The organism is Methyloversatilis sp. XJ19-13 (assembly GCF_024580155.1).
Classification (GTDB): Bacteria; Pseudomonadota; Gammaproteobacteria; order Burkholderiales; family Rhodocyclaceae; genus Methyloversatilis.
In genome coordinates this window covers 18222-41444 of the sequence record NZ_JANINH010000001.1, presented here as the reverse complement: position 1 = coordinate 41444, position 23223 = coordinate 18222, and the positions used below count along the sequence as shown (strand labels likewise).

Here is a 23223-nt window from a genome sequence, read left to right as displayed (position 1 = left end):
GGATCAAGCCCGCGCAGCGTCCGGCGGCGGCTCCAGATCGACATGCAGCGTCTGCGTCGGGAAAGCGATCTGCGCGCCGTGCCGCGCAACGATGTCGGCAATCTTCAGCAGTACATCCTGCTTGACCATGTGGTACTCGACCCAAATGATGGTGCGGGTGAAGGTGTAGATCAGGATGTCGAGCGACGACGCGGCGAAGGCGTTGAAATTGACGATCAGCGTCTGTTCGGTGTCGATGTCGGGATGCGCTTGCAGCATGGCCCGGATGTCGTTCACGATGGCTGCCACTTGCGGCAGGTCGTCGTAGCGCAGGCCGACGACCTCGCGGATGCGCCGGTTGGTCATGCGCGAAGGATTTTCCACCACGATGGTGGTAAATAGCGCGTTCGGCACATAGATCGGGTTCTTGTTGAAGGCGCGTACGCGCGTGTGGCGCCAGCTGATGTACTCCACGGTGCCTTCGATCGCCTTGTCGGGCGAGCGTATCCATTCGCCGACGCTGAACGGCCGATCGAGATAGATGGTGAGCCCGCCGAAGAAATTGGCGAGCAGATCCTTTGCGGCAAAACCCACCGCGATGCCGCCGATACCGCCCAGCGTCAACACCCCCGCGATGCTCACCCCGAGCGTCTGCAGGCACAGCAGCAGCGCCGACACCACCACCACCAGCCGGCCGAGCTTGCTCAGCGCGTCGACCGTGGTGCGATCGATCTCGTCACCGCGCACGAGTCGCGCGGCGACGATGTTTTCGCTGACGCGTCCGATGAAGCGCAGCAGGAACCAGGCAAGGCAGATGACGATGCCGATGTTGCGCAACGGCACCACGTATTCGAGGAAGGGTTCGTCGACGTGGCGTCGCAGGATGTCAACGGCCAGTGACAGCCCGATGAGCCAGATGACGACCAGCATGGGCCGGCTTGCGCAGCCCACCAGCGCGTCGTCCCATACGGTGACCGTACGTACCGTGACACGGCGGACGTGACGCAGCAGGAATTCAGCCAGCAGATTGGCCGCAGCCGTGACCGCCAGGATGATGATGATGCGGGTGATCCAGGGCTCGGCAAGAAAACCCAGGCCGACGCGATGGACGAACTCTGTCATGGACATTTCCGGACGGACATTGAAGAAAAAAGAGCGCCGGGGCGGGCACTCCATGTTGACAGGGTGTGCAGTCAGCGCTCCGGCGGCGGGGGATCGTCGGCGCGGATGACCTCACCTTCGATCACGCGTCCGCTCGATTGCGGTCCTTCACCGTCGGAATACGGCGCCGACGCGCCCTCGCCGGCCGCCATGCGTGCTTCCATCTGTTCGCGCATCTGCTGGCGCAACGCACGCGTCTTCCACCACATCCAGCCCCATATGATCAGACCGAAGGCGATCGCGACAGCGATGATCACCACGGAAAACATCAGACCGAGCACCAGCAGGACCACGCCGGCCAGCGCGGCGAACAGCTTTGCAAAAGGCCCGGCCGGCGCTGCGCGCATGTGGGTGGTGTGCCTGTTACGTTCCATGACTGCGATTCCTGTTGTCTGCAACAGACAGGACAGTACATCGCAAGCGCGGTTCTCGCCTATCGGCGCCCGCTGACGCCGGCCGTCATGCGCCCGGCACCGGGCCATGCGGGTCAAAGGCGCTTGTGCGGCTGCTCCACGAGATTCTGGTAAACGAAGCTCTTCAGGAAAATGTTGGTCTGCGCATTGACGTCGGAAAACTCGACGCCGTAAGCCCCCTCGCCGGTATCGACGATGTCGTGGGTGTTGCGGATGGTTGCGCTGACCACCACACGGGTCCGCACCTTGTGGATGTCGAGAATCAATTCCAGGGAGATTGTTTCCCCGATGGCACGCGGCGGATCCCAGGCGCGCACTTCGGCACCGGTGGCACTGAGGTTGGTCACCGTGGTCGATACCGGCTCGGCGCCGTCGAGAACACGTGCGCTGATGGTCGTGGCAATCCGCTCCGCATTGCGGATCTGGCGCATCGTGATGCGGCGGGGGAATTGCAGATGCAGGTATTCAAAGGGATTGACCGAGCGCTTGCACACCGCGGTCGAGAAGCCATAAGCGTGACGGCCCGAAAACGCGCGCACCGCGAATTCATCGCCTTCGATCGGCGGGCCGGCCCAGGCGCGGGTATCTGGCATCGTGACCAGCACGCTCACATCGTTGACATAGCCGATCAGCTTGACCATACCAAGCTGTTCGCCGAGCTTGGGCGGCGGTTCAAGAATGAGCCGGTCGCCGATCTTGAGACCGATGTCCTTGAACAGCACTTCCTTGACGACACCGGGCGCATTGACGCCCTGCGCCACCGCCTCGATCATGCTCGCTTCGCTGTTGTTCATCGTCTCGCCGGAATCAGTGGTCGATGCTGCACGGCATCGTAGGTTCGGAACCCGGGCGCGCTTCGCGCTGCGCCCGCTCAGGTCAGCACAACAAATTCTTTATCGATAACGGTCAGAATCGACCATTTCTTTGGGAACTGTTTCTCGGAATGCAGGCGGACCGGGCAAAAACCCGCCCGCAGGCTCGTCGGCAAACGTCACCACGCCGTCGACAAGGCGGAGCATCGATGGCGGCACGTCATTGATATCGACTGGAGCCGAATCAGCTTGAATCCATTGCAGGGCCGGATGCCACAACGGAAGCCGCCGCGGTGGACCGGCTCCACGGCCGGACGGCGATCCGGCGAATGCCGGCCCGTGCCTCGGCATGAAGGCGCTGCAGCGTCGTGAACGACTGAACGTTCAGCGCCCGCGAAACACCGGTACGCGCTTGTCGGAGAACGCCGTCACCCCTTCGACGAAGTCCATCGTCGCCGCGCAGCGCGCGAAAGCCAGCGCCTCGGCCGCGAGCTGCGCTTCGAGTGACGGACCGGCAGCCACCAGCAGGCGCTTGATTTCCGCCAGTGCGTGACGCGGTCCGTTGGCGAAGTGCGCGATGCGCGCCTGCGCAGCGCCATCCAGCCCGGCAACCGGCACCACCTGTTCGACCAGCCCGAGCGCCAGCGCTTCCGGCGCCGCGACACGCCGCGCCGACCACATCAGTTCGCGCGCGCGCCGCTCGCCCAGCGCCTGCATCAGGAACACCGACTGACCGCCGTCGCACGGCAGTGCCAGCCCGGTATAGGCGGTACTGAACACCGCATCGTCGGCGGCGATCACGCAGTCGGACGCCAGCGCGAGCGACAGACCGTAGCCGGCGCAGGCGCCCTGCACCACCGACAGCACCGGCTGGTGCGCACGGCGCAGCGCGAGAATGACAGGATTGACCCAGTTTTCGATCAGCGCCCGGAAGGCATCAAGCCGCGCCGGCGCCTCCAGATACAGGGTGGCGCGAAAATCGTTGATGTCGCCGCCGGCGCTGAAACTGCCACCGGCGCCACGCAGCACCAGCACGCGGCAGTCCGGGTCGGCCAGGCTCGCCTCGACCGCCTTGCGCATGGCCTGCAGCATGGCCACCGAAAACGCATTGCGTCGCGCCGGGTTCGCAATGGTGATCGTCGCGACGCCGTGTTCGCACGCGCTGAGAATGTGGCCGTCCGCCTGATCGTTCATCCAACCCTCCCTGTCATCCCGCCGCTTACGGCGGCGTGACGCCGACCGGCAGCAGCACCCACATGCGGCCCTGCTGGCGCATGCGGCCCGCCAGCGCACCGGCCTCCGGACCGAAGCCCCAGAAGAAATCGGCGCGTACGCCTCCCTTGATCGCGCCACCGGTGTCCTGCGCCATCATCAGGCGACGCAGCGGGTCGGCACTGTTCGGACGTGTCGTGTCCAGCCACACCGGCGCGCCCAGCGGCACGCTGCGCGGATCGACGGCGATCACCCGTTCTCCGGCGATCGGCACGCCGAGCGCACCGAGCGGCCCTTCCGGCAGCCCCGGGGCCTGCTTGCCGATCGGCAGTTCGCGAAAGAACACATAGCTCGGATTGGCCGCCATCATAGTCGCCACCCGCGACGGGTTGGCGCGCGCCCACTGCCGGATGCCCTGCATCGACGCCTGTTCGAGCTTCAACTCGCCCTGATCGACCAGCCAGCGGCCGATCGACTGATAGCTGTGGCCGTTCTGGTCAGCGTAGCCCACACGTACCCGGCTGCCGTCCGGCAGCTCCACCTGGCCGGAACCCTGAACCTGCAGGAAGAACACATCCAGCGCGTCGGCCGCCCAGAACAGCGCCTTGCGGTCGAGCTCGGCTGCACGTGCATCCAGTTCGCTGCGCGACCAGTAAGGCACCACCTTGCGCCCCTCGACGCGGCCGCGCAGTCGCAGATGCTTCAGATCCGGATGCAGGCCGGCGACGTCGATCACCAGCAGATCGTCCGGCACGGCATGTATCGGGTGCATATATATACCGCCGCGCGAGCGGCTCGCGCGCAGCAGCGGTTCGTAATAGCCGGTCACCAGCCCCTGGTCGGTGCCGTCGCCATTGAGCAACTGCCACGGGCGAAAGGCGGATTCGAAGAACGCCCTCACCGCAACGCTGTCTTCCTGGGCGAGCGACGCGAGCGCGGCGCACGGCGCGCGCCAATCGGCGCGACTGGCCAGTGCGCTGCAGCTGGCGCGCAGTGCCGGCAAGGCCTCGCGCAGATCGTCGTCGGCCCAGCCTTCGAGCGAAGACCACTCGGCGGCCACCAGACGTGGTGGCAGCTTTGCTTCGGGCACCGGTGCAGCCGGCGGGCAGACCGGGCAGGCGACGCACGCCGGGCAGGTCGGGCAGACCTGCGGCGTCGCGGCGGCAGGCTGCACATCCGGGCAGGACTGCGCGGCAACCGGGCTCGCCGGCCCGGGCCTCGGGGCCGAGGCGCAGGCGGCGAGCAATGCGCTGGCCGAAGCGAGCAAGGCAAGCCGGACGCCGCGGCGGATTTGCTGGAACATCGTGATGTGCTTTAGATTGGCGCGCCCGCAGACGCTGAGGGTGCAATGATAACGAGCAGCGGTCCTGCCGGACCGCCGCATTCAAGACGGACGTTTCGCAGACACTTCACCCATGTGGATATTCCTCCTCGAAGCCGGCGTTGCGCTGGCCCTGCTGCTGTTCATCCTGTGGTGGACGCTGCCGCGCAAGGAAAAGGACGCCTCCGACACCGAGCCGCCGAAGGCGCTCACCGACAAGAAGGATGACCATGACAGACCGTGACGGTTTCGAAAGCCTGATCGCCCGCGCGCATGCGCTGTTCGATCGCCTCGAACACATGATCCCGGCGCCGCCGGCGCCACCCGACTGGGAGGCGACCGCCTACCGCTGGCGGCGCAGCAACGGTCGCGGCCGGCTGGAACCGGTCGCCCACCCGCACAAGCTGCGCCTGTCCGACCTGAAGGACATCGACGTGCAGAAGGCGCGCATCACCACCAACACCAAGCAGTTCGTCGAAGGCAAGCCGGCCAACAACGTGCTGCTGACCGGCGCGCGTGGCACCGGCAAGAGTTCGCTGGTGAAGGCGCTGCTGAATGATTTTTCGAAGAAAGGCCTGCGCCTGATCGAGGTCGACCGCGACGATCTGGTCGACCTGCCCGACATCACCGACCTGATCGCCAACCGGCCCGAGCGCTTCATCATCTATTGCGACGACCTGTCGTTCGAATCCGGCGAGCCTGGCTACAAGGCACTGAAGAGCATTCTCGACGGCTCGGTGTCTGCAGTGCTCGACAACGTGCTCATCTACGCGACGTCGAACCGGCGTCACCTGATGCCGGAATACTTCTCCGAGAACAACGAAGCGAAGCATGTCGACGGCGAAGTTCATCCGGGCGAAGCGACCGAGGAAAAGATTTCGCTGTCCGAGCGCTTCGGCCTGTGGCTGTCGTTCTACCCCTTCGATCAGGAGGCGTATCTGGACATCGTGCGCCACTGGCTGAAGAAACTCGGCGTGCCGCCGGAACAGATCGAAGCCTGCCGCGCCGATGCGCTGCGCTGGACGCTGGAACGCGGCTCGCGCAGCGGCCGCGTCGCCTGGCAGTTCGCGCGCGACTGGGCGGGGCAGCATGCGGCAAAGTGAGCGCTTGAAGGGCTGACGCATGACCGAACGCAAGCAGGTCGCCGTCGCGGCGGCCGTCATTATCCGGGACAGCGCACGCGGGCGGGAATTCTTGCTCGGCCAGCGCGCGCCGGGCACCTTCTACCCCGGCTACTGGGAGTTTCCCGGCGGCAAGGTGGAAGCGGGCGAAGCGCCGGTCGATGCGCTCAAGCGCGAGCTGGACGAGGAACTGGGCATCCGCGTGCTCGAATGTTCGCCCTGGCTGACGCTGTCGCACGCGTATGAACACGCGCATGTGAGGCTGCACTTCTTCCGCGTCGAATCGTGGAGCGGCGAGTTGCACGATCATGTGCACAGCGCGCTGAGCTGGCAACAGGCAGATGTGCTGACCGTCGGGCCGATGCTGCCGGCCAACGGTCCGGTGCTCAAATCGCTGCGCCTGCCCGGTTTCATGGCCGTCACCCACGCCTGGCAGATAGGTCATGCAGCGCAGCTCGACGCCATCCGCCGCGCCTGCGCGCGGCAGAGGCTGATGCTGCAGATCCGCGAACCGGTCATGGATGACGCGACGCAGGCCTTCGCCGCCGAGGCGATCCGGCTGGCGCACGCCGGCGGCTCGCCGGCCGTTCTCAACGGCGAGCTGGCGCTCGCGCGCGCATTCGGGGCCGATGGCGTGCATCTGAAGTCGGCGCAGCTTGCCGCGCTGGCGGCCCGCCCCGACTTCGAATGGGTCGGTGCGTCCTGCCACACGGCCGACGAACTCGCGCAGGCTGCGCGGCTCGGACTCGACTACGCGGTGGTCGGCCCGGTTTTGCCGACCGCCACCCATCCCGACGCAGCGGGCATGGGCTGGGCCACGCTGACATCACTGGTTGCGACATGCGGCATTCCGGTGTTTGCCATCGGCGGACTCGATACATCGCACAGGCAGGCCGCGCACGCCAGCGGTGCGCACGGCATCGCCGCGATCCGCGGCGCCTGGACGACATGACAGCGCGCCGCCTGTTCCTGCGTCAGTGCGGTGCCGTGGCTCTGGCAAGCACGCTGCCGACAGCACTGCGCGCCGCGCCGACCGGTCCGTACGATCAGGGCCTGCTGTGGAAGATCACGCTCGGTGACGCGCCGGTCAGTCATCTGTTCGGAACGCTGCACAGCGGTGAGCCACGCGTGATCGACCGTGCGGCTCCGCTGTATACATACATAGACGCGGCACGCGTATTCATGCCGGAACTGGTGGCCGACGCCGATGCCGTGAATGCCTTCATGGCCGCCAGCACTTCGGACACCGACGACCTGCCGAAAAAGGTCGGCAGGAAGCACTGGCCGCAGGTGTCGCAGAGGCTGGCGCTGCACGGCGTCGACGAACGCGTGCAGACGCGATTGCGGCCGTGGGCGGCGCTGGTGACGCTGCTGCAGCCCGTCGGCGGCGCGCAGCCCACGCTCGACGAGGTGCTGGTGCGCCGCGCCCGTGCCGCCGGCCGGAAGATCCTGCCGATCGAAAACGTGCAGGAACAGATCGATGCGATCGCGCGCCTGCCCGAGGCGACAGTCATGGCGCTGCTGATCGACAGCGCGCGCCGGCATGACGAAATCCAGGCCGGTGTGGCACCGATGACCGACGCCTGGCTGGCCGGCGACACCGGCGAACTGGCGCGCATCAACAGCCGGTTGATCGGCAATGACCCGGCGCTGCGGCGTCATGCCGACGTGTTCATGCAGTCGCTGCTCGGCCAGCGCAATCAGCGGTTCGTGGAACGCCTGCTTCCGCAGATGCGCGAGGGCGGCGTATTTGCCGCTTTCGGCGCCTCCCACCTGACCGGACCGGAAGGCGTGCTCGCACGCCTTCTCCAGGCCGGCTGCACAACCGACCGGATCGCCTGACTCCAGTTTTCCGCGCCCGTGCCGTGAATCTCTTGGCAAATCGCCTCGCGCGGCCACTCAAGGCACTGCAGGGACCTACAGGAGACCCCTCATGAACGCATTCAACCGCCTTTCGGTGGTACATCAGCTTTCGATTTCGATCGGTCTGCTCTGCGCAGTCATCTTTGCGTCGCTGATCCTCATCGTATCGATGTCCACCCAGCGTGCCACGCTGCAGCAGACAGAAGCCCATCTTGGTGAGCAGGCCGATGCCACGGTGAAGCTGCTCGACCTGAGCTATCAGAATGCAATGGCCAGTGCCGAAAAAGGCATGAGCGCACTGAAACGCGGGCTCGGCGGTGACGTGGTGATCGGCGAGGACACGATGGCAATGGGCAGCTACGGCGCGGTACGCATCGCACGCGTCAATGGCGCGGTACTCAATGGAGACACCGACCGGGTCAGCGGGCTGCGCGACCTGATCGGTGCCGATCCGGCCATCATGGTGCGCGTCGGTGACGAGTTCGTCCGTGTGGCAACGCTGCTCAAGGACAAGGACGGCAAGTCGATGGCCGGCAAGGCCATCAACAAGAGCAAGGAAACCGACACGCTACTGGCCGGCAAGCCTTATTCGGGCGTCGTGGTCCGCAACGGCCGCTTCTACATCTCCTCGCTGGAACCGATCAAGGATGCCTCGGGCAACGTGGTCGGCGCGCTGTCGGCACGGGTTGACGTTCAACAGGGCATCGACCAGCTGTTCGCGTCGCTGAAAACCCTGCGCATCGGCGACACCGGCTATCTGTACATCGTGAAGCCGGGTGAGTCGGCGGACAACAGCCAAATGATCCTGCACCCGGAACACGCCGGAAAGTCGATCGCCGACATCGGCAACCCGGCACTGACCGGCGTCATCGCACAGCAGCTCGACCTGAAGAATGGTCAGCTGGTGCACGACTGGCCGCTCGCAAACGGCAGCCTGGCACCCAAGCTCGCCACCTTCCGCACGTCGGAGACCTGGGGCTGGGTCGTGTCGTCCGGCGCGCATGTAACTGAATTCACGGCCGCCGGTGTGCAACTGCGCAACCAGTTGATCATGATCTGCATCGGTGCAGCGCTGCTTCTGGCAGCGCTTACGTGGTGGCTGGCACACAGCCGGCTGGTGCGGCTGAAGGATGTTTCGGCGGCGATGACCCGGCTGGGCAATGGCGATTTCAGCCAGCGCCTCGCCGTGAAGTCCGGCGAAAGCCGCAATGAACTTGACCAGATCACCGTGCAGATCAACGAAGCGACGCGCAAGACGGCCGCGCTGATCACCGCCACGGCAGACGCTGCCCGCGCGGTGGGCGCAGCGGCGCGTTCGCTGCGTGCCGGCTCGAGCGAAGTGGTCGAAGGTTCGACCGAACAGAGCAGCGCCGCTGCCGGCCTTGCCGCCGCAATCGAAGAACTGTCGGTCAGTATCACCCACGTGGCCGACAGCGCCGGCGTGGCCGATGCGGTCAGCCGCGAGGCGCGCAGCGCCGCGATGGACGGCGAGCGGCAGTTGCACGCCGTGGTCGATGGCATGCAGCACATCGCCCGCGACATCAATGACGCCTCGACCGCCGTGACCGATCTGGCCGGTCGCACACGCGAAATCTCGAACGTCGGCCGCATCATCCAGGAGATCGCCGAACAGACCAATCTGCTGGCGCTCAACGCGGCCATCGAAGCGGCGCGTGCCGGCGAGTCCGGCCGCGGCTTCGCCGTGGTGGCCGACGAAGTGCGCAAGCTGGCCGAACGCACGGCCGCCTCGACGAAGGAGATCGCCAGCATGGTCAGCAGCGTGCAGGCCGACGCCGACATGGTCGTGCAGCGCATCTCCGAAGTCAGCGGTCAGGTCGCCACCGGCGTCAGCCGGGCAACCGAAGCCGGTGCCGTGCTGCGCGTCATCAGCGAGCAGAGCGAACGCACCGCTGCGGCGATGAAGGAAATCGCCGCCGCCACACGCGAACAGAGCAGCGCCAGCCAGAGTGTGGCGCAGGGCGTGGAACGCATCGCCGGCATGGCGGAACAGAATGCCGATGTCACCCGGCGCGCCGACGGCGAAACACTCGGTCTGGAAAAGCTGGCGGGCCAGCTGCAGGATAACGTCGGCCGCTTCGTGGTCTGAGTATCAAGGACCGGAGGGGTCGCCGCCGGTCTTTCGTGTGACGCTGGACATCGCTGCGCTCACCCCAACCTGCGGGTGTGGCACCGGTTTGGGTGTGTCGCGCGTTTTCCGGGGGACGTTGGGCATCGCTGCGCTCACCCCAACCTACGGGCGTGGCGCCGGGCTCGGGCGTGTCGCGTCGGCCGGGTGGTGTTGGTGTGGCACCGGGTTCGGGTGTGTCGCGCGTTTTTTTCGGGGTGACGTTGGGCATCGCTGCGCTCACCCCAACCTACGGGGGTGGAACTGCGTCTCGCGCATGCTCGCCGCCTTCCCGGGGATGCCGGGCAACACTGTGCCCACCGCAACAGGGTGACGCACTTCGTAGGTTGGGGTGAGCGCAGCGATGCCCAACAACTGCGGCCGACCACCGGACCGAACACCACACAAGGCTTCGAAGCCAGCCCGTGCCGCGAAGCCCGCTGAAGGCGGTGGCGGCCGGCGTATACTCGGCGGCCACAATCCCCGCCCCGCCATGCTCAGCTACCGCCACGCCTTCCATGCAGGCAACCCGGCCGACGTGCTCAAGCACTTCGTACTCGTTGAACTGCTTCAGCACCTGAACCAGAAGGACAAACCCTACTGGTACATCGACACGCACGCCGGAGCCGGCGGCTACGCGCTCGACAGCGGTTTCGCGGCCAAGAACGCCGAGTACGCCGGCGGGATCGCAAAGCTGTGGTCGGCACCCGACCTGCCGCCGCAGCTCGCGACCTATGTCGATCTGGTGCGCGCGTTCAACAGCGGCGCGAAGCTGCGCGCCTATCCGGGTTCGCCGATGATTGCGCGCGCGCTGCTGCGCGACGACGACCGGATGCGCCTGTTCGAGCTGCACACCGCCGACAACAAGTTGCTGAACGCCGCCTTCGCCGAAGCCGGCCGCAGCGTGAAAGTCGAGAAAGCAGACGGCTTTTCCGGCCTGCGCACCTTGCTGCCACCGCCGCCGCGCCGCGCGCTGGTGCTGATCGACCCACCGTACGAAATCCGCGAAGATTACCGGCTGGCCTTCGAAACGCTGCGCGACGCCAACACGCGCTTTCCGGGCGGCACCTACTGCCTGTGGTACCCGCAGCTGCACCGCATGGAATCGCGCGACCTGCCAGCCAAGCTCAAGCGCCTGCCGGTACCTGCCTGGCTGCATGTGACGCTGACCACGCGCAAGCCGTCGCCGGACGGCTTCGGCATGCACGGCAGCGGCCTGTTCATCGTCAATCCGCCGTGGACGCTGCCGGCCACGCTGAAGACCGTCATGCCCTGGCTGACCCGCACGCTGGCGCTCGACGACGGCGCAAAGTTCGAACTCGATTTCAAGATTCCGTAAGGCACGACCATGGTTCTGCAGACCACCATCGACACCATCACGCACGCCATCGGCCTGGCCGTGGCGCCGGTTTTCCTGCTGACCGCGATCGCCACGCTGATCGGTACGCTGAACAACCGGCTCGGTCGCATCATCGACCGTCGCCGTGTGGTGCTGGCGCGTGGCGGCAAGCAGTGCGAAGACGAAACGATGAGCAATGCGACCGAACTTGCGCTGCTGTCGCAGCGTGCGCGCCTGGTCTATCTGGCGGTGCTGTTCGCCGTGCTGTCGGCGCTGATGGTCTGTCTGGTGGTGTCGTGCGCCTTCTTCGGCGTGCTGTTCACCGTCGTGCTGTCCGACCTGCTGGCCGGCTTCTTCGTGCTGGCGATGCTGTCGCTGATCCTGTCGCTGAGCCTGTTCCTGCGCGAAGTATTCGTGGCGGTGTTCACCGCCACCCACGCCAACCGCTAGCCCGCCGACGAACGGCAGCCTCCCTGCTTCAGGCGGGCCGGCGGGTGTCGTTAACCGATGCTCACAGGAGGAGAGCATCAATGACCATCAACACCCGGTTTGGCGCCAGTGAATCGACGGACCCGGCGCAGGCCGTGGCGGAACTGGCCGCGCTGATCGATGGACCTGACATCGACGCCGTCCTTTTCTTCTGCTCCCCGGATTTCGACCTGCAGGCGCTGGGGCGGGCTCTGCAGGACACCTTCACCTGCCCGACGATAGGCTGCACCTCGTGCGGCCACTTCGGTCCCGACGGTTTCCACCCTTCGGGCATCCTGGGCGTGGCCTTCGCCGGAGGCGGCATCCACCTGCGCCCGTACCTCATCACACCGCTGGTCACCTACGCCGAACAGGTGGCCGTCATCGCAAACGACATCCGCGCGACGCGCGAAAACGACCGCCAACTGCACCGCTTCGGCATGCTGCTGGTCGATGGCCTGTCGATGGTCGAAGAACGGCTGGTCGCCGAGCTGTACCGGATGGTCGGCAACCTGCCGATCATTGGCGGTTCGGCTGGCGACAACCTGAACTTCAAGCACACCCACGTCTATGCCGGAGACGGCCGCTTCCTGTCGGACGCCGCGGTATTTGCGCTGTTCGCCAGCGAACAGCCGGTGACCGCCTTCAAGACGCAGCACTTCGCCCCCGGTCCGGTCGAACTGGTGATCACTGCGGCCGACCCGGAAAACCGCATCATCCTCGAAATGGACGGCGAGCCGGCGGCGCTCGCCTATGCCGACGCGCTCGGCCTGTCGCTGGCCGACCTGACTCCCTGTGTGTTCTCGCGCCACCCGCTGGTGCTGACCATTGGCGGGAATGCCTATGTGCGGTCCATCCAGAAGGTGAACGAAGACCTGTCGCTGCCCTGTTACTGCGCGATCGACGAGGGGCTGATCGTCACCATCGGCAAGGCGCTCGACCCGCTGCAGACGATCACCGCCGCCTTCGCCGAACTGCACCGCACGATGCCGGAGCCGGCGCTGGTGATCGGTTGCGACTGCATCCTGCGCCGGCTGGAATTCGAGCAAACGCTGATCGACCAGGACATGAGCAAGTTGATGGTGCAGAACCGCGTGTTCGGATTCTTCACCTATGGTGAACAGTACAACGGCGTGCATGTGAACCAGACGCTGACCGCGATCGCTATCGGAGGCTGACCATGTCCATGTCCATTTCCATTTCCCCCGCACCCGACGCACTGGCCGCCGACGCGCTCGCTGCCGCCGATTTCGAACGCAAGCTGCGCGCGCGCGACAAGACCATCGAAGTACTGAAAAAGCGCATCCAGCAACAGGCCGACGGCAGTACCACGTCGTCCTTCGCCCTGCTCGAACAGAACCTCAGCCTGGGCAAGGTGATCGCCCTCAAGACCGAAGAAGTCGAACGCGAGCGCCAGGAACTGCAGAAGGCGCTGACCGACCTGCGGCAGGCGCAGTCGCAACTGCTGCAGGCGCAGAAAATGGAATCCATCGGCCAGCTGGCGGCCGGCATCGCCCATGAAATCAACACGCCGACCCAGTATGTCGCCGACAACATCGGCTTCATCGACCTGGCGAGCTCAAGCCTGATGACGCTGCTCGACAAGACGCTGAAGGTGGTTGAGGCGGCTCGCGCGAGCCAACCCACCGACGGCTTGGTCGCCGAGGTGGATGCTGCGGTGAAGAAGACCAAGCTCGACTACCTGCGGCGGCAGATTCCGGAAGCGCTCGCCCAGTCGAAAGAAGGGCTGGAGCATGTCGCGCGCATCGTCAGCGCGATGAAGGAATTCTCGCACCCATCCAACGGCGGCAAGGAGTTGCTCGACATCCGCGACGTGATCAACACGACCGTCACCGTGGCGCGCAGCGAATGGAAGTACGTCGCCGAACTCGAAACCCGCTATGCCGACGACCTGCCCCAGGTGTCCTGCATGCGCGACATGATCGGCCAGGTCATCCTCAATCTCGTGGTCAACGCCGCGCATGCGGTGGCCGACACGCTGCAGAGCGGCGTGCGCGAAAAGGGCAAGATCCGCATCATGGTCAAACGGGCCGGCGAGCAGCACATCGCCATCAGCGTCGCCGACGACGGCGGCGGCATTCCTGAAGGCATCCGCGGCCGCATCTTCGATCCGTTCTTCACCACCAAGCCGGTGGGCAAGGGCACCGGTCAGGGCCTGGCCATCGTCTATTCGACGGTGGTCGACAAGCACGGCGGTGAAATCCGCTGCGACTCCGAAGTCGGCCGGGGCACCTGCTTCACGATTCGCCTGCCGCTGTCCGCCGACAATGGCGAAGCGCCATGCAAGTAGTCTTCGTAGACGACGAGAGCCGGGTGCTCGCCGGCATCGAACGCACGCTGGCGATGAGCGATGCGGACTGGGAATGCCGCTTTTTCACCAGTGGTCAGGAAGCGCTCGCGGCGCTCGCCGACTGCCCGGCCGACGTGGTCGTGTCCGACATGCGCATGCCCTTCATGGACGGCGCTGCTTTGCTGGGCAAGGTGCGCGAGCAATGGCCCGGCACGCTGCGCATCATTCTGTCGGGTTACTCGGACACCGAGTGCACGCTGCGCATGCTCGACGTGGCGCACCAGTTCGTGTCCAAGCCCTGCGACAACGCGGTGCTGCTCGCCACGCTGGAAGGCGCGCTATCGCTGCGCGCCCTGTTCACGGATCCGTCGGTGCTCGACGTCATCGGCCGGGTGAACCGCCTGCCGTCAGCACCGCGCGTGTTCGCCGAACTGACCCGATTGCTGGCCGACCCGGCCAGCGACGCCCGCCAGGTGTCGCGCCTGCTCGGTAGCGATCCGGCGCTGAGTGCGCGCATCATGCAACTGGCCAATTCCGCCTATTTCACCGGCGGCGGCGGCGGCACGATCAAGAGCGTCGGCGACGCGATCAACCGGCTGGGCATCGACCAGGTACGCCTGCTCGTACTCGCCTCGCAGGTGTTCGCCGATGCGGTAGAAGACCCTTTCGTCGACCAGTTGCAGCGCAGCTCGCTGCATGCCTCGAAGCTGGCCGCACAGATCATCGACGGGCGCAACGCCCAGGCGGCGACTGCGGCGCTTCTCGCCCGCATTGGCCTGCTGGTGCCCGACCTGCGCGACGATGCCTGGCTGGAAGTGAAGACCGGCTGCGACACGCCGCTGCACGCGGCAATCGGCGCCTATCTGCTGGGCCTGTGGGGCCTGCCCATGGACATCGTCGACGCTGTGGCCCGCCACACCCACCCGGGCCGTGCCGCTGCCAGCGGTTTCGGTCTGACCGGCGCTGTGCACGTGGCTGTCGCGCTGGCCAACGGACAGACACCGGACCTGGGCTATCTCGAACGCACCGGCATGCTTGAACAGTGGCCACACTGGCAGCGCCTGTAATGGCGCACTCACCCCGGAACCCGAAAATGACTGAAGACACCCTGCCGCGCGTGCTCTGCGTGGACGACGAACCGAACCTGCTGTCGGCCATGGAACGCGCGCTGCACGGCCGCTTCGACGTGGTGATCGCCAATGGCGGTGTAGCCGCGCTGGACGCAATACAGTGGGGCGAACCCTTCGCCGTCATCGTGTCCGACATGCGCATGCCGGGCATGGACGGCGCCACCTTCCTCGCCCACGCGCGCGAACAGGCGCCCGATGCGGTACGCCTTCTGCTGACCGGTCAGGCCGACGTCGAATCGTCGATCGCCGCAATCAACCGCGGCGCCATCTTCCGCTACCTGTGCAAGCCCTGCCCCACCGAAACGCTGATCGCCACGCTCGATGAAGCGGTGCGCCAGTACGACCGGACGCGCGCCGAGAGGGCACTGCTCGAAACCACGCTCACCGCGGCGGTCAATACGCTGACCGAAGTGCTCGCCATGGTCGCACCCTGGGCCTTCCAGCGCGCCACCTTCGCCCACTCCGCGGTGCAGCATGCGCTGTCCCGACTGGAGTGGTCAGACGGCTGGATCTACAGCATCGCAGCGGCGCTGAGCCAGCTCGGGTGCGTCGGCATACCGCCCGAACTGATGCAGGCCGACGCCGCGCAGCGCCCGCTCAACACCGACGAGAAAAAGTTGCTGCGCGAACATCCGGAGGTGGCCAGCCGGCTGGTGGCCGCCATCCCCCGACTGGAACTGGCGGCCGAAATCATCCGCTATCAGTCGAGCAATCCGCCACCCGAGGCGCCGCTCGAGGTGATACGCGGCGCGCCGCTGCTGCGCGCCGCGCTCGAACTGGAACGCGAGTGGTCCCACACCAAGGCCATGCGCAGTCCGCGCGAGGTGCTGCGCACCGTGCGCCCCCCCATACCCGACTACATCGTCACGGCGCTGGCCGATTTCCGCAGCGAGGTGAACCACCACCGTGCGGCGCGCGTGCGTGATCTGGTGCCGGGCTGGGTAGTGGACGAGGACGTGCGCTGTACCAACGGGTTGATGGTGCTGTCGCGCGGCCATGAACTGACCGACACGGCGATCGCCGCGCTGAGCCGCCTGCTCGCCGCACAGGCCATCCGCGAACCAATACGGGTGCGCAGCCGCACCGACTGACGTGCGCAAGCCGGGTTTTCATACATCAGACCCCGAACATTAAGCCGGGTTAACAAACGATGCGCCGATCGGACCAGTGGCCTCATCGATCTGCATCACGGCAACATCACGCGTGCTGACTACCCTGCGACCACCTTGTCGTTCGCAAGGCATTCAATCAGGGAGTTCAATAATGCAGTTCCGCAAACTCGCCATAGCCGCCGCAATTGGCCTGATGGGCGCAACCGCCCAGCAGGCGTTTGCCGCTGACAACACATATTTCGACAATTTCACGCCGGGCGCTGCCACCACGACCGTCCTGCCGGTGGGCTCGCCCGCCGAACTGACCGGACCTTTCGTCCTGTCGTCGCCGAACTTCAGCCAGACCCTGATTGCCAACCGTGCCAACCAGCTCGCACTGGGCCAGAGCAACAGCGGCAACTGGGACATGATCGACACCAATCGTACCGGCCCGGACGCCGGCCGCTACCTGTTCATGCCGTTCGAAACCGGCACGGGCGGCGTGCAGCGCGTTGACCTGTGGGACACCAACTTCAACACGCGCACCGTCACCATCGTCGAATCGGGCACCCAGGGCTTCGTGGCGGGTGACGCATCGCGCTGGACGCCGTGGGGCACCTACCTCACCGCCGAAGAGTCGTGGAGCGAGCCCAACCAGGTTGCCAGCTCCAAGGGTCGCCTGTTCGAAGTGATCAACCCGACGACCGCCGGAACCAACGGCGCGATCTTCGAACACCGCAAGATCGGCCCGGCCGACATCCGCGTGTCGCACGAAGGCCTGGCGTTCGACAGCAACAACAATTTCTACTTCATCGACGAGCGCAACGACAGCCACATCTTCAAGTTCACGTCGGCCAACCCGAACGCCACGAACGGTGCCGATTTCTTCGGTGCCGGTCAGACCTCGGTGCTGCGCGTCGGCGACGGCATGACGCAGGAAGCCACCGGCGCCTACACCTGGGTCGCGCTCACCAACGCCACTGGCGCTGCGCTGGCGAACACCATCGTAAAGACGGACGGCAGCGGCCTGCCGATTCTCGACGGTCGCGCCACACCGAACGTGGTCGATTTCGTCGGCACCAACTTCGATCGTCCGGAAGACCTGGAAATCCAGACCCTGGCCGACGGCAGCCAGCGCCTGTATGTCGCCACCACGACCAACAGCAAGGTGTTCTCGCTCGACCTCGCGAACGATTCCATCAGCCTGTTCGCCAGCCGCGACACCTTCGACGCCGCCACCGGCGCCGCCGTGGGCAGCGCCTTCACCAGCCCGGACAATCTGGCCATCGATGCGAACGGCAACATCTACATCATCGAAGATCAGGGCTCCGGTCGCGCCAACATCTGGATGGGTACCGACGCCGACCGTGACGGCATCGCCGAGAACCTCGCCGTGTGGGCCACTCTGGGCACCACGGGAGCGGAGCCGACGGGTCTTTACTTCGACCTGTTCGATCCGAACGTCGCCTACGTAAACGTTCAGCATCCGTCCAGCGGCAACGATGCACTGTTCCGCATCGCCGCCGTGCCGGAACCTGAAACCTACGTCATGTTCCTCGCCGGACTCGGTCTGATGGGTCTGATGGCGCGTCGCCGCGTCGGCTGATCCTTAGCCAGCACCGCTGCAACGGGAGGGGGCTTCGGCCCCCTCTTTTTTTTCGTCCGGCATGTGCAGTCCCTGCGCGCGCGGCCTTCATCCGGACGTGCCTTCTGCCAGCGCCGCGATCTTCTCGCGCAGCACGCGCGGCAGCAGCGGTTTGGTCAGGAAATCGTTCATGCCCGCTTCGATGCAGGCTACGCGGTCCTCTTCCAGCGCGTTTGCGGTCATCGCGAAAATGGGAACCGCCGGGCGCCGGAGTTCGCGCTCCATTTCACGAATGAGCCGCGTCGCCTCGACGCCGCCCATCACCGGCATCTGCATGTCCATCAGCACCAGGTCGAATCCACCATCGACCATCATCTCCAGCGCCTGCATGCCGTTTTCCGCCAGCGTGACCCGGTGACCGCTGCGCGTCAGCACCGCTTCGGCAACTTTCTGATTCACCGGATGGTCCTCCACCAGCAGGATGCTGAGTGCAGGAACCGGCAGTTCCGACCCGGCGGCCATCGCTTCGACCCGCACCGAATTGCCGCGCACGAGCGGAAGATCGAGGCAGAACACGCTGCCCTCTCCGGGTGTACTGCTGAGGGCGATGTGACCGCTCATCAGCGAGGCGAGGCGGCTGGAAATCGACAGCCCCAGACCGGTGCCGCCGTAACTTCGCGTGGTCGAACTGTCCTGCTGTGCAAACGCTTCGAATACGTGACCCTGCTTGTCCGGTGCAATACCGATGCCGGTATCGATCACCGAGATGGACAGCCGCTCCTGCGCAGCGGATTCGACGCGCACGCCAGCCCGGATCGTGACGCTGCCCCGGGAGGTGAACTTGATGGCGTTGCTGACCAGATTGATCAGCACCTGACGCACGCGTACCGGGTCGCCGCAGATCAGCCGGGGCAGACCGGGATCGCACTCGAGCTTGAGCGGCAGGGATTTCTGCCCTGCCTGCGCGGCCATCATGCGCACCACTTCACCCAGCAGGTCGCCCAGGTCGTACGGTACGGATTCGATCTCGACCTTCCCCGCTTCGATCTTGGAAAAATCCAGGATGTCGTTGATGATGGTCAGCAGCGACTCAGCGGAACTGCGCGCCACCGCGACGTACTCGCGCAACTCCGTCTCGCTTGCCGCGTCCTGCGCAAGGTCGAGCATGCCGAGCACGCCATTCATCGGCGTCCGGATTTCATGGCTCATGTTGGCCAGAAATTCACTCTTGGCGCGGCTGGCCGCCTCGGCTGCGTCGCGCGCCCGGCGCAGGGCATCATTCGTTTCCCGCCGGGTGGTGACGTCGAGTGCCACCCCTGCGATCTGGTGCGCGGTTGCACGTCCGAGCACGCGTACGACCCTCACACTGCCGTCTGGCTGTCGCAACTCCAGATCCTCGTCCAGGGCACGACTGCCCGCCAGCGCATCATCCAGCCCGGCGCGAAGCCGTTTGATGCCAGCGGGGCAAAGATATTCGAACCAGATGTCGATTCGGCGCGAGAACGTATCCGGTTCGATACGGTGCATCCAGCACATGCGCTCATCCCATTCGAGCACACCGTTCGACGGGTTCCAGCTCCACACCCCCAATGATGCAGCCGACGTAGCCAGTTCGAGTCGTTGTCTCTGGTGCGAGAGCTCCTGTTCGTTGATGCAGGCGCGACAGGCGTTGGCCAGCTTGCGAGCCAGGGCAAGAAAGCTGTCGAGGAAGCTGCTTTCCAGTACCGGGCCGCTGCGCTCGATCACCAGCAATCCGAACTCGGGCAGCTCGACCAGGTGGTGGACGACGCCATCCAGAGCCACGTTCATCCACCCCTGAGCGGCCACATCGGCCGGCGAGGGCCAGCAGGCCCGCAGCGGTGGAAAGCGCGCACTGCGCTCAAGCGTACGCGGCAGCATGCAGACCGGTTCGAGCACATCGCCGCTGCGCGCATACACGGCAGCACCACTGGCGTTGAGCAGACGCAGCGTCTCCGACAGCACGCGTCGCGTCATCGGCTCAAGCTGCGTGCTGTCGCCGATCGACAGCGAAATGCGAAACAGGATTTCGGTCTCGAGGGCGAGATTCATGTCATTGCGCGCATCAGCCCTCGATCAGGGCCATGACGGAGGTCTTGTTGTAGAACTCGAGAAACTCGCGTCCACTGTTCGCGATCTCGCCCAGCGTCAGGGCGCCGAACAGCGGCTCGCCGCGATCCACCGCATCCAGCTCGCGTCCGAAGTCGTCGCCGAGGTAGAGCACGCGCGAAATGCAGTCGATGAACATGCGCGTCGCGCACGCCGGCGGCTCGCCGTCAAAAGCATCGGCCGCCTTGCGCACGGTCTGGGCGGCGGCGGCGAGCAGGTTTTCCGGCGCACCACGCAGCACATGTACGAAGGCGCCTTCCGGCACCTCGCCGACACACACCAGCGCACCCTTCTCACCCACCATCAGCGGGTCGCGGACGACCACCTCGCTGTCCAGCCGGCGTATGCCGAAGGGGAAGCCCTTCGCAATGTCGAAGAAGCCGGCGGCATCCAGCGTGGCGCCCGCCAGCGGCTCGACATGTTCCCGATAGACGTCGAAGGCCGGACGACCATTCAGCGTGAGGATGGTGTTGCGGTCGGAGGCGGTCACCTTGAGCGCGTCGGACACCACCTGCCAGCCGTGCGCCACACCGATGCCGCTGCGCAGATCGGTGCCGGCCAGAACGACGGCGTCCTGCAGCAGCCCGCGCGGCGTGATCAGGCAGGGCTTCTGTACGAGGCTCAGCGAGCCTGCACCGCCACCGATGTAGTTGGGCAGCAGGCCGAAGTTTTCGAACAAGGCGGTGATGGTGGCGCCGATCCGCCTGCTGAAACCATCGACGAACACGAACAAGGTGCTCCCGGGCGAGTCCAGTCCGGCGAGCGCGGCATCGATGTCGGTGTCCCGGTCACTCAGGTTTTCGATGATGCACAGGCGCGGTGCGACCGGAAGTCCAACAACGAGGGTGCCGCATTCCAGGTGCTCGCGACTGTGGATGATCTGCGGAAAAGTACCGCCGAACACCGGCCGCGCGGCCGCACGCAGCAACGGATCGAGCTGTTCCGACGTAAAGCCGTTGCCGTCGCAGGCCAGCACCAGCAGGCCTTCGACGCCGGGGCGGGCCGCCACGTCTTCCAGCAGGGTCGCCAGCACAGCGACGCTGCCGCTTCGATCCAATTCAATATCCATGTCTGCTCCACAGGAAGGGGCTCTCGCACACGAAGCACCTCGACCTATCCTTAACGGACAGGCACCTCAGGCCTTGAGCAGATCCTCGCGCCCTGCCAGCCAGCGCGCCTGATGGCGTTCGGCCGCCGGCACGTCGTCGCGCAGCAGCGTGGCCGCGGCTTCGCGCGCCAGTTCGACCAGTACCTCGTCGAGCAGCAGGTCGGCGAAGCGCAGCAGCGGCTGGCCGGACTGACGACTGCCGATGAATTCGCCCGGGCCGCGCAGCTTCAGGTCTTCGGCAGCGATCATGAAGCCGTCGGTGTAGGCATGGATGACGCGCAGCCGCTCGCGCGCGGTCTGCGACAGCGGGCCTTCGTACAGCAGCACGCAGGCCGATTCACGGCTGCCGCGCCCGACCCGGCCGCGCAACTGGTGCAGTTGCGACAGGCCGAAGCGCTCGGCGTGTTCGATCACCATCAGGCTGGCGTTGGGCACGTCGACGCCGACTTCGATCACCGTCGTCGCCACCAGCAGGTCGATGTCACCGGCGACGAAGGCGGCCATCACCGCCGCCTTCTCGTCCGGCTTCATGCGGCCATGCACCAGCCCCACCTTCAGATCGGCGCAGGCGGCGACCAACTGTTCATGGGTGTCGATCGCGGTCTGCAACTGCAGCGTGTCCGACTCTTCGATCAGCGGGCACACCCAGTAGGCCTGGGCGCCGACCGCACAGGCGTCGCGCACGCGGGCGATCACCTGTTCGCGCCGCGCGGCCGATATGAGTTTGGTCAGCACCGGTGTGCGGCCCGGCGGCAACTCGTCGATGACCGACACGTCGAGATCGGCGTAGTAGCTCATGGCCAGTGTGCGCGGAATGGGCGTGGCGCTCATCATCAACTGGTGCGGGCTGATGCCGCCGGCCTTGGCACGCAGCGCGAGCCGCTGGCGCACGCCGAAGCGGTGCTGTTCGTCGACCACCGCCGCACCGAGACGCGCGAAATCGACTGCGTCCTCGATCAGCGCATGCGTGCCGACCGCCACCGGCGCCTCGCCGCTGGCGATCAGCGCCTTCATCGCGCGCTTGTCGCGCACCTTCAGGCTGCCCGACAGCCACGCGACCCGGATGCCCAGCGGTTCCAGCCAGCCGGCCAGCTTGCGGTAGTGCTGTTCGGCAAGGATTTCGGTCGGCGCCATGAAGGCCGCCTGATAGCCGGCTTCGACCGCGCGCAGGCAGGCCAGCGCGGCGACCACCGTCTTGCCCGAGCCGACGTCGCCCTGCAGCAGCCGCTGCATCGGAAAGGGCTGCGCCAGATCGCTGGAAATTTCCTTCCAGGCACGTGCCTGCGCACCGGTCAGGCGGAACGGCAGCGCGGCGAGAAAGCGCTTGATGAGCGCACCCTTGCCGGCCAGTGAAGGCGCGTCGCGGCTGCGCCGTGCGTCGTGCGCGCGCTTCAGGCTGATCTGCTGCGCCAGCAGTTCATCGAACTTGATGCGCCGCCACGCGGGGGCGAGCCGTTCGTCCATGTCGCGCAGCGATTCGCCCGGCCGCGGCCGGTGCAGCGCGTCCACCGCCTCGGCGAACGGCATCAATCCGTAGTGCCGGCGCAGGGCCTCGGGCAGGCTGTCGTCAAGGCTGACGCGCGCCAGCGCCTCGTCGATGGCGCGGCGCAGGCTGGCCTGCGACAGGCCGGCCGTGGTCGGATAGACCGGCGTCAGGCGATCCGGCAGCGGGGTGTCCTCACCCACGCTGCGCACGCGGGGATGCAGCATTTCGGCGCCGAAGAAACCGGGCGTGATGTCGCCGAACAGGCGCACCCTGCGCCCCACGGCGAGCTGCTTCTGCTGCGACGGATAGAAATTGAAGAAGCGCAGCGTGACCGTTCCGCTGTCATCGAACGCGCTGACGATGAGCTGGCGGCGCGGCTTGAACTTCACCTCGCTGGCGCTCACCTCGACCTCGACCTGCACCGGCGCGCCGACACGCGCCTGCGCCAGCGGCGTCAGGCGGGTTTCGTCTTCGTAACGCAACGGAAAGTGCAGCACCAGCGCGGCGTCCGCGCCGAGGCCGAGCTTGTCCAGCGCCGCGGCGAGCGCTTCGCTCCGGGTGCTCACCGCGC

Annotated in this window: 20 protein-coding genes; 12 read left to right on the top strand and 8 right to left on the bottom strand. The window is 66.0% G+C overall.

The window, feature by feature from the left end; all coding sequences use genetic code 11:
- Positions 1–3 precede the first annotated feature (3 nt).
- The 5 genes from NMQ14_RS00195 to NMQ14_RS00175 form a co-directional block, all read right to left on the bottom strand.
- Entirely contained in the window at positions 4–1101 is a 1098-nt protein-coding gene (locus NMQ14_RS00195; protein ID WP_257092416.1) for a mechanosensitive ion channel family protein, read from the bottom strand.
- 71 nt (positions 1102–1172) lie between these two features.
- Entirely contained in the window at positions 1173–1514 is a 342-nt protein-coding gene (locus NMQ14_RS00190) for a hypothetical protein (protein WP_257092414.1), read from the bottom strand.
- 113 nt (positions 1515–1627) lie between these two features.
- Positions 1628–2347 carry a flagellar brake protein gene (locus tag NMQ14_RS00185; protein WP_257092412.1) on the bottom strand — a complete coding sequence of 240 codons (720 nt, stop codon included), beginning with the start codon at positions 2345–2347 and terminating at the stop codon, positions 1628–1630.
- Between the two features lie 402 nt (positions 2348–2749).
- The gene (locus NMQ14_RS00180; RefSeq protein ID WP_257092410.1) at positions 2750–3559 is read right to left on the bottom strand and encodes an enoyl-CoA hydratase-related protein; all 810 of its coding nucleotides are present in this window, start codon (positions 3557–3559) and stop codon (positions 2750–2752) included.
- A gap of 25 nt (positions 3560–3584) precedes the next feature.
- Complete coding sequence (locus tag NMQ14_RS00175) at positions 3585–4880, bottom strand: murein transglycosylase A (RefSeq protein WP_257092408.1); 1296 nt, start codon at positions 4878–4880, stop codon at positions 3585–3587.
- A gap of 112 nt (positions 4881–4992) precedes the next feature.
- Between NMQ14_RS00175 and NMQ14_RS00170 the strand changes: the two genes are divergently transcribed.
- The 12 genes from NMQ14_RS00170 to NMQ14_RS00115 all read left to right on the top strand — a co-directional run bounded on the left by NMQ14_RS00170 (position 4993) and on the right by NMQ14_RS00115 (position 17952).
- Positions 4993–5142 carry a hypothetical protein gene (locus NMQ14_RS00170; protein ID WP_190295063.1) on the top strand — a complete coding sequence of 50 codons (150 nt, stop codon included), beginning with the start codon at positions 4993–4995 and terminating at the stop codon, positions 5140–5142.
- On the top strand, positions 5129–6001 hold the full coding sequence (locus tag NMQ14_RS00165) for an ATP-binding protein (protein WP_257092405.1): 873 nt from the start codon (positions 5129–5131) through the stop codon (positions 5999–6001). The genes NMQ14_RS00170 and NMQ14_RS00165 overlap by 14 nt, the downstream gene beginning before the upstream one ends.
- A 19-nt stretch (positions 6002–6020) precedes the next feature.
- A complete protein-coding gene (locus tag NMQ14_RS00160; protein ID WP_257092403.1) occupies positions 6021–6971 on the top strand; it encodes a Nudix family hydrolase in 951 nt (316 codons plus the stop codon).
- The gene (locus NMQ14_RS00155) at positions 6968–7861 is read left to right on the top strand and encodes a TraB/GumN family protein (protein ID WP_257092401.1); all 894 of its coding nucleotides are present in this window, start codon (positions 6968–6970) and stop codon (positions 7859–7861) included. Before NMQ14_RS00160 ends, NMQ14_RS00155 begins: the two co-directional genes overlap by 4 nt.
- Before the next feature lie 91 nt (positions 7862–7952).
- The gene (locus tag NMQ14_RS00150) at positions 7953–9989 is read left to right on the top strand and encodes a methyl-accepting chemotaxis protein (protein WP_257092399.1); all 2037 of its coding nucleotides are present in this window, start codon (positions 7953–7955) and stop codon (positions 9987–9989) included.
- A gap of 511 nt (positions 9990–10500) precedes the next feature.
- Positions 10501–11346: a 23S rRNA (adenine(2030)-N(6))-methyltransferase RlmJ gene (locus NMQ14_RS00145; protein WP_257092397.1), complete on the top strand. Its 846-nt coding sequence runs from the start codon at positions 10501–10503 to the stop codon at positions 11344–11346.
- A 9-nt stretch (positions 11347–11355) separates the two neighbouring features.
- Positions 11356–11796, top strand: coding sequence for a DUF2721 domain-containing protein (locus NMQ14_RS00140; RefSeq protein ID WP_069038415.1), 441 nt, complete (start codon positions 11356–11358; stop codon positions 11794–11796).
- Positions 11797–11876: 80 nt separating this feature from the next.
- Complete coding sequence (locus tag NMQ14_RS00135) at positions 11877–12992, top strand: FIST N-terminal domain-containing protein (RefSeq protein WP_257092394.1); 1116 nt, start codon at positions 11877–11879, stop codon at positions 12990–12992.
- Positions 12993–12994: 2 nt separating this feature from the next.
- Positions 12995–14125, top strand: coding sequence for a sensor histidine kinase (locus tag NMQ14_RS00130; RefSeq protein WP_257092393.1), 1131 nt, complete (start codon positions 12995–12997; stop codon positions 14123–14125).
- Positions 14116–15192 (top strand): response regulator, encoded by a 1077-nt coding sequence (locus NMQ14_RS00125; RefSeq protein ID WP_257092391.1) that lies wholly within the window; start codon positions 14116–14118, stop codon positions 15190–15192. The genes NMQ14_RS00130 and NMQ14_RS00125 overlap by 10 nt, the downstream gene beginning before the upstream one ends.
- Before the next feature lie 26 nt (positions 15193–15218).
- A complete protein-coding gene (locus NMQ14_RS00120; RefSeq protein ID WP_257092388.1) occupies positions 15219–16346 on the top strand; it encodes a response regulator in 1128 nt (375 codons plus the stop codon).
- Between the two features lie 172 nt (positions 16347–16518).
- Positions 16519–17952, top strand: a complete 1434-nt coding sequence (locus NMQ14_RS00115; protein ID WP_257092386.1) for an alkaline phosphatase PhoX — start codon at positions 16519–16521, stop codon at positions 17950–17952.
- A gap of 87 nt (positions 17953–18039) precedes the next feature.
- Here NMQ14_RS00115 and NMQ14_RS00110 read toward each other — a convergent pair whose 3' ends face one another.
- The 3 genes from NMQ14_RS00110 to recG form a co-directional block, all read right to left on the bottom strand.
- Entirely contained in the window at positions 18040–20001 is a 1962-nt protein-coding gene (locus NMQ14_RS00110; protein ID WP_257092384.1) for an ATP-binding protein, read from the bottom strand.
- 13 nt (positions 20002–20014) lie between these two features.
- Positions 20015–21127: an FIST signal transduction protein gene (locus NMQ14_RS00105; protein ID WP_257092382.1), complete on the bottom strand. Its 1113-nt coding sequence runs from the start codon at positions 21125–21127 to the stop codon at positions 20015–20017.
- Between the two features lie 66 nt (positions 21128–21193).
- On the bottom strand, positions 21194–23218 hold the full coding sequence (recG, locus tag NMQ14_RS00100) for an ATP-dependent DNA helicase RecG (RefSeq protein ID WP_257092381.1): 2025 nt from the start codon (positions 23216–23218) through the stop codon (positions 21194–21196).
- Positions 23219–23223: the final 5 nt, after the last annotated feature.

Excerpts from the sequence above, each read along its gene's own strand:
- NMQ14_RS00195 (WP_257092416.1), bottom strand. The coding sequence starts at position 1,101 with ATGACAGAGTTCGTCCATCGCGTCGGCCTGGGTTTTCTTGCCGAGCCC.
- NMQ14_RS00190 (WP_257092414.1), bottom strand. The coding sequence starts at position 1,514 with ATGGAACGTAACAGGCACACCACCCACATGCGCGCAGCGCCGGCCGGG.
- NMQ14_RS00185 (WP_257092412.1), bottom strand. The coding sequence starts at position 2,347 with ATGAACAACAGCGAAGCGAGCATGATCGAGGCGGTGGCGCAGGGCGTC.
- NMQ14_RS00180 (WP_257092410.1), bottom strand. The coding sequence starts at position 3,559 with ATGAACGATCAGGCGGACGGCCACATTCTCAGCGCGTGCGAACACGGC.
- NMQ14_RS00175 (WP_257092408.1), bottom strand. The coding sequence starts at position 4,880 with ATGTTCCAGCAAATCCGCCGCGGCGTCCGGCTTGCCTTGCTCGCTTCG.
- NMQ14_RS00170 (WP_190295063.1), top strand. The coding sequence starts at position 4,993 with ATGTGGATATTCCTCCTCGAAGCCGGCGTTGCGCTGGCCCTGCTGCTG.
- NMQ14_RS00165 (WP_257092405.1), top strand. The coding sequence starts at position 5,129 with ATGACAGACCGTGACGGTTTCGAAAGCCTGATCGCCCGCGCGCATGCG.
- NMQ14_RS00160 (WP_257092403.1), top strand. The coding sequence starts at position 6,021 with ATGACCGAACGCAAGCAGGTCGCCGTCGCGGCGGCCGTCATTATCCGG.
- NMQ14_RS00155 (WP_257092401.1), top strand. The coding sequence starts at position 6,968 with ATGACAGCGCGCCGCCTGTTCCTGCGTCAGTGCGGTGCCGTGGCTCTG.
- NMQ14_RS00150 (WP_257092399.1), top strand. The coding sequence starts at position 7,953 with ATGAACGCATTCAACCGCCTTTCGGTGGTACATCAGCTTTCGATTTCG.
- NMQ14_RS00145 (WP_257092397.1), top strand. The coding sequence starts at position 10,501 with ATGCTCAGCTACCGCCACGCCTTCCATGCAGGCAACCCGGCCGACGTG.
- NMQ14_RS00140 (WP_069038415.1), top strand. The coding sequence starts at position 11,356 with ATGGTTCTGCAGACCACCATCGACACCATCACGCACGCCATCGGCCTG.
- NMQ14_RS00135 (WP_257092394.1), top strand. The coding sequence starts at position 11,877 with ATGACCATCAACACCCGGTTTGGCGCCAGTGAATCGACGGACCCGGCG.
- NMQ14_RS00130 (WP_257092393.1), top strand. The coding sequence starts at position 12,995 with ATGTCCATGTCCATTTCCATTTCCCCCGCACCCGACGCACTGGCCGCC.
- NMQ14_RS00125 (WP_257092391.1), top strand. The coding sequence starts at position 14,116 with ATGCAAGTAGTCTTCGTAGACGACGAGAGCCGGGTGCTCGCCGGCATC.
- NMQ14_RS00120 (WP_257092388.1), top strand. The coding sequence starts at position 15,219 with ATGACTGAAGACACCCTGCCGCGCGTGCTCTGCGTGGACGACGAACCG.
- NMQ14_RS00115 (WP_257092386.1), top strand. The coding sequence starts at position 16,519 with ATGCAGTTCCGCAAACTCGCCATAGCCGCCGCAATTGGCCTGATGGGC.
- NMQ14_RS00110 (WP_257092384.1), bottom strand. The coding sequence starts at position 20,001 with ATGAATCTCGCCCTCGAGACCGAAATCCTGTTTCGCATTTCGCTGTCG.
- NMQ14_RS00105 (WP_257092382.1), bottom strand. The coding sequence starts at position 21,127 with ATGGATATTGAATTGGATCGAAGCGGCAGCGTCGCTGTGCTGGCGACC.